The following is a 13,996-nucleotide window of genomic DNA, read 5'->3' on the forward strand; positions in this document are numbered from 1 at the left end:
CCTGCCCGCGCACTGGCCATGGGCCGCACCATGGCGCACCCTCTACAACGCGGTTTTCGCCACCGGGCCACCAGCAGTGGCCTGAACCCGACCACCGCCCGCGAGGGCACGACCGGAGACCCCGAAATGGAAAGGCTGGCAGGACCAGCAGCATCCTCCTGCCCTTCACCACACCAGCACCGATCAACCAAGATCACGATCAAGAAGTCCCTGGTTCCACGGATCCAGGCTTAGAGGCCGCGCAGAATGGGGCGCCTGACAGCGAGCGGGGTCGGGCGCCTGGATGGCAAGGCGGAGGAAGGAGTCGCACTGGGTTTGTGCGACGACTGACGACAACGCCGCCAGCCAGGATGCCCGGGCACGCGAGCCAGGCGACTCCCATTCTGCGCGGCCTCTTAGTCCGGCAGGAGCGGGACCGGTTGGCCGACGCGGCGTCCGAGGGTAGACGCCCTGCCGACGGCGCGGCTGCCATACCGGTCGCGCAGTGTGTCGAGGGCGGTGTCGAGCGAACTGGCGGGGCATCGCTGGATCGGGAGCGCGAGCTGGACGGCGTTCGCCTCGTCCAGGTTGCTGAGCGCCACCCCCAGCAGCGTCAGACCTTTGCGCTCGATCAGCGCTGAGGCATCGCGCAGCAACAGCCGAGCGGTGGCGAGCAAGGCAGGCGTCTCGTCGGTGGCTTCGGCCAGCGTATGGGACCGGGTGGCGCGCGTGAAGTCCCCGAATCGCAGCCGCAGCACGACCGTGTGACAGACCCGGCGCCCACTCCGGAGCCGGCGCGCCACGCGGTCGAGCAACGCGGCCAGGATCGCCTCGAGTTCATCGCCGGTGCGTTCCCGCCGCCCAAGCGCACATTGGGAACCGATCGAACGACGACGCCGGCCGGTCTCCACCGGACGTGGGTCCTGGCCATGTGCCAGGGCATACAGATGGTTCCCCGCGGCGGGCCCCAGCATGGCGGCAAGACTCCGGCGGCGAAGTTGCGCGACCTCACCCACCGTTGTCAGGCCTTTGTCCCGGAGCTTGCGTGCGGTGACCGGCCCGACTCCCCAAAGCCGCTCGACCGCCAGCGGATGCAGAAACGCCAGCTCCTGGTCGGGCGGAACGACGAGCAAGCCGTCCGGCTTGGCCACAGCGCTTGCCACCTTGGCGAGGAACTTGGTGCGCGCCACGCCCACCGTGATCGGTAACCCGACACGCTCCAGCACCTCACGCCGCAGTCGCCGGGCGATTTCGGTAGGCGGGCCGTCTATCCGCCAGAGGCCACGGACGTCGAGGAAAGCTTCGTCGATGGAGAGACCTTCGACCACCGGCGTGGTCTGCTTGAAGACCTCGAAGACGGCGCGGCTGGCGGCAGCGTATGCGGACATCCGGGGTTGAACGACCACCGCGTCCGGGCACAGCTGACGGGCCTGACGCCCGTTCATAGCGGTTCGCACCCCGAACGCCTTGGCCTCGTAACTTGCGGCAAGCACCACGCCCGATCCGACGATGACGGGGCGGCCACGCAGGCGGGCGTCGTCCCGCTGCTCTACTGACGCATAGAACGCATCCAAGTCGGCGTGCAGAATACCTGCCATCTCCACGAACATATGTTCGCATTTATCGGGCTGGAAAGCCAGGATCTTCGCGGGGGCTGGGCCGCCGGCTACACACGCCGGCCGAGGAAGTTCAGCAACTTTTCGCTGGCATCGGCGGCCCGCGACACTGGCAGCGGCGGCGCGAATCGCGCCGGACGGTCGGCGTCGACCACCAGAATCCGGCTGAGCTCGATCAAGTCCTCCGCCAGCCCGGTGGGCACTCGCCGGTTGCTACCACAGGCGCGTGCGACATCCCACCCGTGCACGGCGACTTCCACCGCCCCGGTACCGGCCACGATCCTACTGGTCAGCGAGCGTTCACCGATGGACACCCGCGCGGGACTGTCGGCGCCGACCCAGACACCCAGAAGCTGGCATGCGCGATCACGCATGCTCTGCACAAGGCCTGTCGCCGGATCGTCGTCGACGCCAAGCGGGTCGGCGTAGACACGCCCGACATCCGCGGCCTCACACAGCGCCAGCAATGAGTCGTTCATGTGCTCCAGGAGTGCTCGCAAGTCCCATTCGGCACATGGCGTCGGCCGGGAGAGCTGCTCCGTGGTGACGAGACGCAAGCTGCCGAGGGTGTAACTCATCGCCCGTTCGAGCATGGCGACACCGTCGGGCATCGTCAGCGTTCCGGATGCGTCGCTCATGAAGGCGCCCGCGGCCGGTCAGGGGGCGGGCTGCGGCGACGACGGATGCGTCATCGGCAGCCCGAACGCTGGGAACAGGCTGGTCTCGAAGAACGCTCCGACGTGGGACACCCTCGTCCCGTGCAGTGTGAGTACCTGGATCTGAAATGCCTGGTGGACGCCGCTCTCGTCGCGCATGTACAAGCCGAACGCGGGCTGGCCATTGGCCGACGTGGGGACCATCAGCTGATCGCCTGGGCCCTTGGCGGGGCATGCGTTGAGTATGAGCTGGCAGATGTTCTCCGGGCCCTGGAACCAGGCGGTGAACGGCGGCATCTCCCACGCCGCGTCCGAGGTGAATAGGTCCACCAACGAGCGGATGTCGTACTTCTCGAACGCCGCGACGTAGCGGTCGAGCAGGTCACGCTGCTCTGTGGTCATCGACTCTTCGACGTCGTCGGCCTGCGGATCGATCTGTTCCAGCTGAGCGCGTGCGCGTTGCAACAGGCTGTTGACTGCGGTGGTGGTGACACCGAGGGTCTCCGCGACCTCGGCCGCGCGGAACCTGAGCACGTCACGCAGGATCAGCACCGCCCGCTGCCGTGGCGGCAGATGCTGCAGGGCGGCGATGAACGCCAGCCGGATGCTCTCACGTGAGGTGACGACCAGCGCCGGGTCGGACTCGTCGGCACCCACGATGGCATCCGGGATCGGCTCCAGCCACGGCACCTCATGCCGCTGAACCAGCGTGACGTCGGGCTCGCTCGGGCCACCGAGACCGGTGGGAAGGGGCCTGCGGTTACGGCCTTCGAGCGCGGTCAGGCATGCGCTGGTGGCAATCCGGTACAGCCATGTCCGCAGGGAGGACCGCCCCTCGAAGCGGTCGTAGGCACGCCAGGCTCGTAGATACGTCTCTTGCACGAGATCTTCTGCGTCGTGCACCGAACCGAGCATCCGGTAGCAGTGCGCCAGCAGTTCGCGCCGGTAAGGATCCGCCAGGCTGGTGAAGTCCTGGTCGACGGGATTCTCGACTACCACAGTCATGACACTACTGCTCCCAAGCCGTCGGGCATATACGTGTGGAGCGCGGCACGAGGGCCTTCAGGTGCCGCGCTTTGAGATATGGACTAGAGCCGAGCCGATTTCTCATCGGCCGCCGGCCGAGAATCTGCGCGCGTCCCGCTGGCCCGGTACCGGCCTGAGAGAATCCGTCGTGTGACCCGCGACCGAGAGGGAGTGCCCAACCGGCTCCTTCTCACCTTGACGCTGGGAACACTCCTCAACCCGCTGAACTCCTCCATGATCGCGATCGCTTTGGTGAGCTTCCAGCGCGAGTTCGAGGTCAGCATCGCCACCTCCACCTGGGCAGCGTCGGGTTTCTACCTGGCCGCGGCGGTCGGTCAGCCGCTGATGGGCCGGCTAGCCGACCAAATCGGCGCTCGCCGGCTGTTCATCGCGGGTTTGGTCCTGATGGGTGGGGCCTCCGCGCTGGCCCCGCTGGCTCCCAGCTTCGCTTGGCTGGTGGCAGCGCGCGTCGTCCAGGCCATCGCTACCTCCGCGGCGTTTCCTTGCGCCCACATCCTCATCCGGGAGGCGGCTGGCACCCGATCGTCCGCGCCGCCGGCCGGTGCCCTGGCCACGCTCAGCATGGCCAGCTCGGCCAGCGCGGCGCTCGGTCCGGTCCTGGGCGGCGCACTCGTGGCCGTGGCGGGATGGGAGGCGGTGTTCCTGGTCAATGTTCCGCTAGCGGCGGCCGGCGTCATCCTCGCGCTGCGCATCGTGCCGCGGGCACCGGTGTCCTCCGTCACCAAGCTGAGTCTCCGCGACGTGGACATCGCCGGAATCGTGTTGTTCACCTGCGCGCTCGGAACCTTGATCGTCCTGGTCCTGTCGCTGGCGGAGGAACCGATCTGGTGGCTTGTGCCGGTGGTTGCCGCCGCCTTCGCGCTGTTCTTGCGGCGTGAGCTCAACGTCACTGAGCCGTTCATGGACATCCGTGGCCTGGTCGCCACCCCCGCATTGCGAGCGGTGCTCATCCAGCAGGGCGGCATCAATCTCGTCTTCTATTGCGTGTTCTTCGGCCTGCCGATGTGGCTGGAGCATGTCCGCGGATTCACACCCGACGTGGTGGGTCTGCTGGTTCTGCCCATCACTGTGCTGAGCATCCTTGTTGTCCCGATCACGACAAGAGCGATCCGGCGGGTCGGCTCGGCGCGTACGCTCGTCGTCGGCACCGGCCTGATGCTGCTGGCCACCCTGGCTGTACAGCTGCTGGGCGACACGACGCCGGTCGTGCTCCTCGTCGGCATCACCGTGTTGCTCGGAATCCCGAACGGAGTGAACCACCTCTCGCTCCAGACCAGGCTCTACGAAGCGGCACCGGCCAACCGCGCGGGGGCACTGGCCGGGCTCTTCCAGACCTTCCGATATCTCGGCGCGATTACGGCAACGAGCCTGCTCGGCGTCATCCTGGAGCGCGACCTGTCCACCCGCGGGATGCACCAGGTGGGCTATGTGATGACCGGGGTGGCGGCTCTGCTCATGGTGCTGACCGTCCTGGCCGCCCGCCGCCGGCCCGACTGAGGATCCTTGTGCCGGGTACGGCATGGCACGTTGAATACACGTTGGGAACCGCCTTATCGGCCAGATCCACGTGTACTCAACGTGCCATGCCCGGCCGAAGATCAGTCGATCACGATCTTCGCCTGGCGATAGTTCCGGCCGGGGCCGTCGGGCCGGTAGTAGTTCTGGGTGTTGCCGGCCACGTCGACGGCGAACCACTTGACCGTCGTCGTCTCAGTGATGGTGACCGGCTGCTGCCCCTGCCGTGGTCCAGCGAAGTCGATCCGCGGCGAGTCGAACGTCGGCCGGCTGCCGTCGAGGGTGTAATACACATCAGCCGGCTCGCTGACATCGAAGGTGATATCCACCGGACCGCTGTACCGGCCGGCGCCGGGTTCCAGTGTCGATCTCGGCGGAATCTTGTCCCTGCTGTACATGTCAGCCACCTCGAGAATGCCGAGCCAGCCATGAGCGAACTCCATGGCCTGTTCGTGGCCTTCCTCGTACGGCGGGGTGAACCCGACGCTCGACCATCCGCTACCGGTCCACAGCGGGGAACCTGCCTCGAAGCTCCACGCGAAGATGTCGTTCTCGTAGAAATGGTCGTCGCCGGAGTTGCCCGCGGCCGAGTACAACACGTCGCTGATCGGGCCCACCCTGCTGGACCAGACCGAGGTGCCCCGGTGTTCCTTCACACGGTTGAGGATCGTGTCCGACGCCTCGTAGAAGTAGGTCTCCACACCGTAGCTCGGCCGTTCGAGCCCGTCTCGGGTCTGCGGCCGGTAGGCACCCGGAGACCACATGAAGTAACCGCCGTGGGTGTGCGTGTTCATCGCGAACCGGATGTTCGGATTCTCCTCGACCAACCAGATCTCGTTCTGCGCTTCCGGCTCGGACAACACCCCCGGTCCACGGAACACGTCGCTGGTACAGACCGTCGAAGCACCGCTGAATCCGTCGTCGAGGGTGCCGACCCGGAAGTTCCGGTTCAGATCCACACCCCAGGAGTTCCGGGCGAGCGGATCGACGGGACCGTCGTCCGGACAATGGTTGGTCATGTTGCGCCGTTGCAGCGTGAAGTCGTGAATCGAGTAGTGCGTCCCATCCGGGTTGATCGACGGGACGATGAAGATGTCCAGGTTGTCGACCAGCCGCCGGGCGGTGTCGTTGGACGCGTAGTTGCGCAGCAGCCGCTCCGCGGTTTCCAGCGCCACCAGCGGTGTCACCCATTCGCGCGCATGCTCCTGTGAATACAGGAAGACGCCGGTCTTCGAACCGTCCCGGTGCTTGCCGATTCGGATGCCCTTGACGGTGAACGGGTCCCGAGAAACGTGGTCCGGCGCGGACAGGAAGTCGGACAGCTGGGTGGTGCCCGGCTCCCCGTGACACTCGTCTGGGCCGCACGGATAGACGACGCCGTCGCCGGCATGCCCGCGGAACGTATATGCCTTGACGAGGTCACCGGCCTCGGCGTTCAACCCCGCGACAACCTCCGCCGCGGTGCTGGTGAGAGAGCCGGACGCGTTCGTCGCCAGGCTCACGTGGATGTCGTCGCCCTGAACCGTCACCGCCAACGGACTGTCCGACACGCCAGGATCGGCCAGCTCCACCGTGATGTCGTTCCCGCCTTCGTGACCCCAGGCAATCGAGTCGACGACGACGCGGTGCGGGTTGAGGTTCGGACGGTTCAGGCGGCCCTGTGCCGGTAGCTCCGGCTTGACGGTGTGACCGTCGGCCAGCGAGATCATGGCCGCGGGGATGGTGATGTCCGGCGCGTTCCCCGTCATCGCGAACGGGTCTCCGTCAACATTGTTGATCACAATCGCGGCGGCGGCGCCCGCCTGCTGGGCGTTGCGCACCTTGTCGACGAACGGACAGGTCCCCCGGTCGATCAGCGCGATGTCGCCGGCTTCAAAGCCGGTCAGCGGCCCGCATCCCTCGCTGGGGGTACCACTTCCGTCGCTGACGAGGACCGCTCGCCCAGGCACGCCGTCGATCGACGTCGCGCCACCGAAGTCCGCCGCCGCGGCCGGATAGTCACCGGCGGCCGCGGACGGCTCGTCGATCACCAGCTTGGGCGACGGCGGCTGAAAGATCGCCTGCGCCTTGCGGCGATAGCCGTTCGTCTCGTACGGCATCTCGATGATCTCGGCGATTCCCGGGAATTCGGCAGCCAGAGCCTCGATCTTCTCGGTCGACTCGGTGGCATCCACATAATGGTCGACGAAGCCCGTGGCCAGATCACCCCATTCCTTGGGCGCACCTGGTCCTGTCGGGTACTCGCCGTCGAGGAACTCCGTGAAGTCCGTCTCGACCTCGCCGATCACCTCGCCGGCCAGCGTGCTGGTGACTCGCATCCGCGAGGGAACGGGGCTCTCGGGGCGGGGCACGTTGGTGCGGTGGAACATGTAGTGGCCCGCGTCTACCAGGCGCGAAAGCGTGAACGTCGCGCCGTCGCCGATCTCGGTTCCCGGTCCGGCATCGAGGCTGGCGGTCAGGATCACGTTGGCCGAACTCGAACCGGCCTCGGACCATACTTCGATCTCGACGAACGTCTCTCCGTGGTTCTCGAACCACGCGGCCCGCTGGACTCGTAGATCGTCCCCGGTTTGCGCGGCTTGAGCCTCGGCCTTCTCGATCTCGGTGACCATGGCAGCCCGCTCGTCCTGGAGCGACTCGAAGTCTTCCGCCGTCAGTAGTGGTGCACCGACATCGAACCCGAGCGAGCGCAGCCACTCCTGTTCCGACGGTGTGATGATGGCCTCGACCTGCAGGCCGCTGCCGAGATCGTTGACCATTTCGCCGAGGTCGACGCCGGTGTCCACCAGCGCGTCGAGCTCGGTGCGGTCGTCCACGAAAATCTCGACGATGTCCGGGTACTCGAGCTCGTCCGGTGGGACGAACTCCGGATGCGCGTGATCGTCCGGTTCAGTAGCCGAGCCCGGAACGGCCAGAGTGGCCATCACCAGGGCGGCGGGTACGAACACTGCAGTGGTGATGCCGGCGGACCGGCGCGAAAAGGACAGGCGAGCCATGCTCCCCTCCTCGGTTGAGTGAGGCCCGCCCCGAGGATCGCCCGCGACAAGACCCCAAACCGACAAATGTCTGGTCTCCCCGCAGACCTGCCACAATCTACTGGTCAGGACATTTACTGACAAGCTTCTTTCTTGGAGCAACCCGCAGCGCACCCCGGGTGGTGGGTGTCGCCGGCCCGGCCGGTTAGATGATCACGTGTGGGTGGAGCGGTATCGAGCCGCTTTGGCCTGGTTCCCGCAGATTTTCATGTTGCACCACCGGCGGCGCCTGCCGCGGGAGGTGTCGAGGAAATACCAGCCGCAGCGATGACAGGCACGCAGCGGCTGCGCCGGCGGGCTCAGCGCCAGCCTGATTCCGCGTAGCGCGAGCGTCGTGAGCGCACCCTGGGCGGTGCGGGGCGCCACGGTACCGTCCGGGCCGAGCGAGACGTCCCTGCCGACGCTGCGAGCGGCCAGGCTAAGCAGACCGGCGATCGCGTCGGGAGGAAGCTCACGGCCGTCCTTCCGCGCCTCGAGGATCCCCCAGAGAAGCCCCCGCAACGCACGAGCCTCCCGCAGCACGGCCTGGGGGTCATCGAACCGGACTGGTGTGTCGCTGAGCGCCGGCAGCAGGCCGGCGCGCTGGAGCCATGAGGTCAGGGAACCGGCGCTGTCGAGAAGGTCGGCGCCCACCTCCGGAGTCCGGCGGTAGACGGTGTTCGCGAAGTCGAGTACGACGTCACCAGCGATGAAGTGGTCATCGCTCCACGCGGTGGTCACCGGAGTGAGTATCGCATGACCAGGCGCTCACTTCGAGGACGAGCAATCTCGGTGAATCCAGCGGCACGGAATGCGCTGGCTATTCCGGTCATCGCGTTGTCCGCACCTGCCTTGCGCCCATCGGCGGGTTCCACCGGATAGGCCTCCACCGTTTGCGCCTCGGCGGTCTCGGCGAGGTAACCGCACACGGCGACGATCAGGTCGGAGCACAAACCCTTCCCGCGGTGAGACCTCTTGACGAACAGGCACGTCAACGAGACAACCTGCTCATCGTCGACAGGTTTGAGCAGCGAGGAGCGCTGCATGCGGGGGAAGTCAGAGCGGTGTCCGAACCCGCACCAGGCGACCGGTGTGCCATCGAGATAGCCCACGACCCCCGGTGGTGCCGAACCTTCGGCGAGGTCCCGCATCGCGGCCCTGTTGCCGTCGCCCTTGCCCGCCATCCACTCCTGAATGCTCAGGCGCCAATGCATGCACCAGCAGCCGCGGGCTCCGCCGTTGGCGCCCATGACGGACTCGAAGTCGTCCCACGTGTCCGATGTCAGCGGCCGGACTTTCAGTGCCGTAGTACTCACGGCCGATTCCGTTCGCGGTCGAGCACGTCACCGACGAAGGAGTTGAGATGTGCCGCGACCTCCGCGGCGTGCGTCTCCAGCAAGAAGTGTCCGGCGTCGTAGAGATGAACGTCCAGTGTGGTCATGACCTGGTGGTAGGCCATGACCTCGGCGATATCGAAGAAGACGTCGTGCCGGCCCCAGAGCACCAGCGACGGTGGCTGGTGCTCCTCGTGGTAAGCCGCGATATCCGCGAAGCGTGCTACGTGGTTCCGGTAGTCGTAGAAGAGCTGAAACTGGATGTCGATGTTTCCGGGCCGCGAGAGCCGCTCCCAGTCGAGATGCCAAGACTCACGCGGGTGCAGCTCTTGCAACTCCTGTCGCAGCCCGCTGAGGTATTGGTCACGGGTGCCCGAGAAGTTCAGCCACTCCGGCAACGCCGCCTTGTTCTCTTCGCTGGGTTCCGCCCAGAACCGGCGGGGCGCGTCCCAAGCCTTGTTCAGCCCCGCCTCGTGCGCGTTGCCGTTCTGCACGACCAGACCCAGGACGCGCTCCGGATGACGCATCGCCATGGAGTACCCGACGGGTGTGCCCCAGTCGGTCACGTAGAGCACATAACGCTCCACTCCGAGGTCAGCGATCAGCGCCTCGATCACATGAGAGAAGCGTTCGAAGGTGTACTCATACTCATCGAGGGGCGGCGCGTCCGAGAACCCGAACCCAGGCAGGTCCGGCGCGATCGCGTATACGTGCTCCCCCAGAGACGGCAGCACATCGCGGAACGAGTAAGACGAGCTGGGAAAGCCGTGGAGCAGAAGAACCGCCGTCGACGACGGCACCCCCGTTTCGCGGTAGTGCAGCTTCACTCCCTCCAGTTCCCGATACAGATGCCTTGTCTTAGCTGCGCGCTTCACTGGGCTCCCTTCAACAGGTGGGGACCGTCCATCCCGAGTAACCATTCTAATGGCTTTAAATGGTTACTCAAGGCAAGAACCGCCTGACCCAGCGTCTGGCGGGGATGGACGTCACTGGCACCCGGAGCCATCGGCACCCGCGGCCCGGCGCCTATCCGCGGCTCCGCAACGCCGACTCGAACGCTACGTAGGCATCGTCGCCGAAAAGCACGAATCGCACCTGTTCAACCTTGGTCCTCGCGGAGGCGGCGGACTCGACGGCGATACGTGCGGCGTCAACCATCGGCCAGCCGTAGATCCCGGCCGACACAGCGGGAAATGCGACGGTACGGGCGCCCAGTTCATCGGCTACCGCCAGTGCGTTCCGGTAGCACGCGGCCAGCAGCGACGAGCGGTCCTCGCGCTCGGACCATACCGGCCCCACGACGTGGATCACCCATCGTGCCGGCATGTCACCCGCCTCGGTGGGAGCCGCCTCACCGGTCGGCAACGAGCCGATCCGCTCCACCAGAGCCTTTCGAGCCTCGCGCTGGCGCGGGCCGCCCGCCCGGAGGATCGCACCGTCGACGCCGCCGCCACCCATGAGGCCGCTGTTGGCGGCATTCACGACTGCGTCGGCGTCTTGTGTCGTGATATCGCCGCGCACCAGGATGATCTCGGGCTGTGTCGTCATGTCGCGGACATACCCCGATGTGCCGGGTGGATGCGTGCCACGGCTCCGCCGGTCCGTGCGGCCGGTTACGGAACGGACAACCGCGCGGGAGCGCCGTCACGCCCGCCGCGGTCTGCGGCATCAAGACGGGCGGCCCATTCGGCGGCCACGCGGGCGAAGGCTCGCTGACGGACGACTTCGGGCTCGCGGGGGTCACACATGACGGCCAGGAGGAAGGGCTCGACGCCCTCGATCGCAGCCAACCAGGCCAGCTCGGCGAGTTCAGGCCCCACCGCATCCGGTCCGAGTTCGGCCACCCGGTGGGCGAGCCCGTCCATCTCATCACGGCGGTATTCCATCGCCGGTCCCTTCCGATGCGTTCACGACGTCACGACCATCATGGACCGATCAACTGGCATAGCGGCAGGGCCAGTTCCCGCATAGTTGCCTGGTCCAGCTGGCGTCGCGCGCTACCGTCGGGGGCGGGCTTCCTGCAGTTTGGTCTTCACTCCCTGGACGAGAACATGCCAGGCGTTCGGGTCACCCTTCAGCAATGCCTGGGTGGTGTCCTTCATCTGCTCGAACGTGGCCTGCGGCGGGATCGGCGGCATCTCCGGGTCACACCTCACGTCGAGCAACGCGGGACGGCCGGCGGCGAACACTTGGTCCCAAGCGTTGCCCAGATCGTCCGGCGTATCGACGCTCACCGCCTCCATGCCCATGCTCCGGGCGATGTCGGCATAAGAAACGTCCGGGAGGTTCTGGGATTCCTCGAATTTGGGGGCGCCTCCCATGGCTCGCAGCTCCCACGTGACCTGGTTGAGGTCGTTGTTGTGGAAGACACAGACGATGAGCCGGCCGTCACTCCACAGGTCTTTGTATCTGGAGATCGTGAGCAGTTCGGCCATTCCATTCATCTGCATGGCCCCGTCGCCGACCAATGCGACAACCGGCCGGTCGGGATGAGCGAACTTGGCGCCGATCGCGTAGGGCACCGCGGACCCCATACTGGCCAGCGTGCCGGACAGCGACCCGCGCATCCGGCCACGCATGCGCAAATGCCGCGCGTACCAGTTCGTGGACGAGCCGGAGTCCGCGGTGACGATCGCATCGTCCGGAATGCGGGACGAGAGCTCGTGGACGACCCGCATCGGATTCACCGGTTTCGCCTCGAGCATCGCCTGCTGCTCCATCGTCGACCACCACGAAGCGACATTCGACTCGACAGTCTCCCGCCACGCGCGATCCTCCTTGCGCTCCAGCATCGGCAGCATCCGGCGCAGCGTGGCCTTCGCCTCTCCGACCAGGTTCACCTCGATCGGGTAGCGAATGCCGATCATGGTCCCGTCGATGTCGATCTGCACTGCGCGGGCTTGCCCGAGCTCAGGCATGAACTGTGTATAGGGCAAATTCGAGCCCACGATGAGCAACACGTCGCAGTCCCGCATCAGCTCGTAGCTCGGCCTGGTGCCGAGCAAGCCGATGGCACCCGTGACATAGGGAAGGTCATCCGGGAGGACGTCCTTGCCCAGCAGCGCCTTGGCAACCCCCGCACCGGTCACGTCGGCGACCAGCTTGACCTCCTCGGCAGCGTTGCGTGCGCCTTGGCCGGCCAGAATCGCGACCCGTTCACCGGAGTTGAGCACTTCGGCAGCCTGGGCGATCTCGTCCTCGGGCGGCACCATGACCGAACGTGACGTACTGGGCGGGCTGGACGGCACGTGCTGGAACTCGTGCTCGGGTGCGCTGTAAGGCTCTTCCTGCACGTCGGACGGGATGATCACGGCCGTCGGCGCTCGCCTGGCCTCGGCTGTACGGAATGCCCGGTCCAGTGCGTTGGGCAACTGCTCCGGCACGGTCACCTCGACGACGTAATCGGAGGCGACATCCTTGAACAAACTCCGGAGATCGACCTCTTGCATGTAATTCCCGCCGATGGCACTACGTGCCGTCTGTCCCACGATCGCGACCACCGGCACGTGATCCAGTTTGGCGTCGTACAGGCCGTTGAGCAGATGGATCGCCCCAGGCCCGGAGGTCGCCAGGCAGACACCTGCCCGGCCGCTGAACTTCGCATAGCCAACGGCTTGGAATGCCGACATCTCCTCGTGCCTCGACTGCACGAAACGAGGCTCATTGTCCGCTTCGCCGAAGGCGGCGACAATACCGTTGATGCCGTCGCCCGGGTAGCCGAACACTTCCGTGACTCCCCATTCCCGGAGCCGTTGCAACAGATAATCAGCGACCGTCTGGGCCATGCTTCCTCCTCGTGCCGGACACACCACGCCACTACCCGATACCCGGAATTCCAGACAGCAGAGCGCCCGAACGCGACCGGCCCAGCTCACTATCCGGCGTCTCGACCCGCCCGGCCTCTAATACGATCAGACACATGAACGAGGTGATCGTGCGCGACGGCACATGGACGTTCGACGGCGAACTCGTTCGTATAGTCCCGGGCCAAGACCGCCAGGTACACCACCTTCGGCAGGCGCTGGGCGAACTGACCGTCCCGTTGCTCGCGATCGCCGGCGTCGCCTATGAGCCCGGCCGCAAGGGCGGTCGCCTCCGGCTGCGCCTCCGCGACGGTGCCGACCCGTTCCTCCAGGTCACTGGCGGAAAATTGGCAGAAAACGCCGATCCTTACCGATTGGCCGTAGACCGCGACACCACCGGCGCGGCCGAATACCTGGTCGACGAGATCCGGCAGGCTCTGATGCTGGAGCAAGTGCCACCGGGCACCTGCGACCACTATCTGCTTCCGGGACCGGCGGTACCGCTGACCGCCACCGCGGGCGACGGCACGGCGTCGTTCGACGGCAAACAGATCCACATCGAGTGGACCGAGTGGGCCGAAGACGTCAAGAAGTCCGCCGGCACGCGGCAGATCACACTCGACGACATCACCGGCGTGGAATGGGTGCCGATCGTCGGCTGGACCAACGGCTTCCTCCGCTTCCGGGTCAGCGGCGCATCGTCACTGCTACCCAAACACGATCCCAATTGCATCACCTGGGGAATGCGCCGCGAGGGCGGGACAACATCCTTGCTGGCCGCTGCCGTCGTCGCGCGGCTGCCACACCCGGCCTCGCCCTCCGTAGCCGTCCCCCGATCCGAGCAGCCATCCAATGCCGCCTCGGGCGCCGAGGAAAACGACCACGACGCCGTCCTGCGCCGGCTGCGTGAGCTTGGGGATCTTCACCGTGAGGGTGTCCTGACCGACGCCGAGTTCGCCTCGGCCAAGCAGGCGCTGCTCCGAAAACTCTGACCTCCTCTCCGTCGCGGCTTCTTCGTCCGCTGCGTAACCC

The 13,996-nt window shown here is 66.3% G+C and carries 12 protein-coding genes; 2 read left to right on the plus strand and 10 right to left on the minus strand.

Features of this window, described 5'->3' with window-relative positions; all coding sequences use genetic code 11:
* Positions 1 to 395 precede the first annotated feature (395 nt).
* From dinB to F7O44_RS26180, 3 genes are read right to left on the minus strand one after another with little or no spacing between them, the layout of a single operon-like run.
* A complete protein-coding gene (gene dinB, locus F7O44_RS26170) occupies positions 396 to 1,589 on the minus strand; it encodes a DNA polymerase IV (RefSeq protein ID WP_162453284.1) in 1,194 nt (397 codons plus the stop codon).
* Between the two features lie 56 nt (positions 1,590 to 1,645).
* Positions 1,646 to 2,233 (minus strand): TIGR03086 family metal-binding protein, encoded by a 588-nt coding sequence (locus F7O44_RS26175; protein WP_162453285.1) that lies wholly within the window; start codon positions 2,231 to 2,233, stop codon positions 1,646 to 1,648.
* Positions 2,234 to 2,251: 18 nt separating this feature from the next.
* Positions 2,252 to 3,256 carry a sigma-70 family RNA polymerase sigma factor gene (locus tag F7O44_RS26180; protein WP_162453286.1) on the minus strand — a complete coding sequence of 335 codons (1,005 nt, stop codon included), beginning with the start codon at positions 3,254 to 3,256 and terminating at the stop codon, positions 2,252 to 2,254.
* Positions 3,257 to 3,427: 171 nt separating this feature from the next.
* Here F7O44_RS26180 and F7O44_RS26185 point away from each other — a divergent pair, with 171 nt between their 5' ends.
* A complete protein-coding gene (locus F7O44_RS26185; protein WP_162453287.1) occupies positions 3,428 to 4,795 on the plus strand; it encodes an MFS transporter in 1,368 nt (455 codons plus the stop codon).
* Positions 4,796 to 4,896: 101 nt separating this feature from the next.
* On the opposite strand, the gene F7O44_RS26190 is transcribed toward F7O44_RS26185, so the two are convergent.
* From F7O44_RS26190 to F7O44_RS26220, 7 genes are all read right to left on the minus strand, one after another.
* Positions 4,897 to 7,809: a M14 family zinc carboxypeptidase gene (locus F7O44_RS26190; protein ID WP_162453288.1), complete on the minus strand. Its 2,913-nt coding sequence runs from the start codon at positions 7,807 to 7,809 to the stop codon at positions 4,897 to 4,899.
* Between the two features lie 192 nt (positions 7,810 to 8,001).
* A complete protein-coding gene (locus tag F7O44_RS32130; RefSeq protein ID WP_162453289.1) occupies positions 8,002 to 8,568 on the minus strand; it encodes an ABATE domain-containing protein in 567 nt (188 codons plus the stop codon).
* A complete protein-coding gene (locus F7O44_RS26200; protein WP_162453290.1) occupies positions 8,565 to 9,143 on the minus strand; it encodes a GNAT family N-acetyltransferase in 579 nt (192 codons plus the stop codon). Before F7O44_RS26200 ends, F7O44_RS32130 begins: the two co-directional genes overlap by 4 nt.
* The gene (locus F7O44_RS26205) at positions 9,140 to 10,036 is read right to left on the minus strand and encodes an alpha/beta fold hydrolase (RefSeq protein ID WP_162453291.1); all 897 of its coding nucleotides are present in this window, start codon (positions 10,034 to 10,036) and stop codon (positions 9,140 to 9,142) included. Before F7O44_RS26205 ends, F7O44_RS26200 begins: the two co-directional genes overlap by 4 nt.
* A 151-nt stretch (positions 10,037 to 10,187) precedes the next feature.
* Positions 10,188 to 10,709: an O-acetyl-ADP-ribose deacetylase gene (locus tag F7O44_RS26210; RefSeq protein ID WP_162453292.1), complete on the minus strand. Its 522-nt coding sequence runs from the start codon at positions 10,707 to 10,709 to the stop codon at positions 10,188 to 10,190.
* A 65-nt stretch (positions 10,710 to 10,774) separates the two neighbouring features.
* The gene (locus F7O44_RS26215; RefSeq protein ID WP_162453293.1) at positions 10,775 to 11,047 is read right to left on the minus strand and encodes a hypothetical protein; all 273 of its coding nucleotides are present in this window, start codon (positions 11,045 to 11,047) and stop codon (positions 10,775 to 10,777) included.
* 111 nt (positions 11,048 to 11,158) lie between these two features.
* A complete protein-coding gene (locus F7O44_RS26220; protein ID WP_162453294.1) occupies positions 11,159 to 12,946 on the minus strand; it encodes a thiamine pyrophosphate-requiring protein in 1,788 nt (595 codons plus the stop codon).
* Positions 12,947 to 13,080: 134 nt separating this feature from the next.
* On the opposite strand from F7O44_RS26220, the gene F7O44_RS26225 reads away from it, so the two are divergent.
* Entirely contained in the window at positions 13,081 to 13,956 is an 876-nt protein-coding gene (locus F7O44_RS26225; protein WP_162453295.1) for a DUF4429 domain-containing protein, read from the plus strand.
* Positions 13,957 to 13,996 lie beyond the last annotated feature (40 nt).

It is taken from the genome of Phytoactinopolyspora mesophila, assembly GCF_010122465.1.
Taxonomy (GTDB): Bacteria; Actinomycetota; Actinomycetes; order Jiangellales; family Jiangellaceae; genus Phytoactinopolyspora; species Phytoactinopolyspora mesophila.

What these genes read in the sequence shown, in the direction of transcription:
- F7O44_RS26180 (WP_162453286.1), bottom strand. Translation starts at nt 3,256, where the DNA reads ATGACTGTGGTAGTCGAGAATCCCGTCGACCAGGACTTCACCAGCCTG.
- F7O44_RS26210 (WP_162453292.1), bottom strand. Translation starts at nt 10,709, where the DNA reads ATGACGACACAGCCCGAGATCATCCTGGTGCGCGGCGATATCACGACA.
- dinB (WP_162453284.1), bottom strand. Translation starts at nt 1,589, where the DNA reads ATGTTCGTGGAGATGGCAGGTATTCTGCACGCCGACTTGGATGCGTTC.
- F7O44_RS26175 (WP_162453285.1), bottom strand. Translation starts at nt 2,233, where the DNA reads ATGAGCGACGCATCCGGAACGCTGACGATGCCCGACGGTGTCGCCATG.
- F7O44_RS26225 (WP_162453295.1), top strand. Translation starts at nt 13,081, where the DNA reads ATGAACGAGGTGATCGTGCGCGACGGCACATGGACGTTCGACGGCGAA.
- F7O44_RS26215 (WP_162453293.1), bottom strand. Translation starts at nt 11,047, where the DNA reads ATGGAATACCGCCGTGATGAGATGGACGGGCTCGCCCACCGGGTGGCC.
- F7O44_RS26190 (WP_162453288.1), bottom strand. Translation starts at nt 7,809, where the DNA reads ATGGCTCGCCTGTCCTTTTCGCGCCGGTCCGCCGGCATCACCACTGCA.
- F7O44_RS26220 (WP_162453294.1), bottom strand. Translation starts at nt 12,946, where the DNA reads ATGGCCCAGACGGTCGCTGATTATCTGTTGCAACGGCTCCGGGAATGG.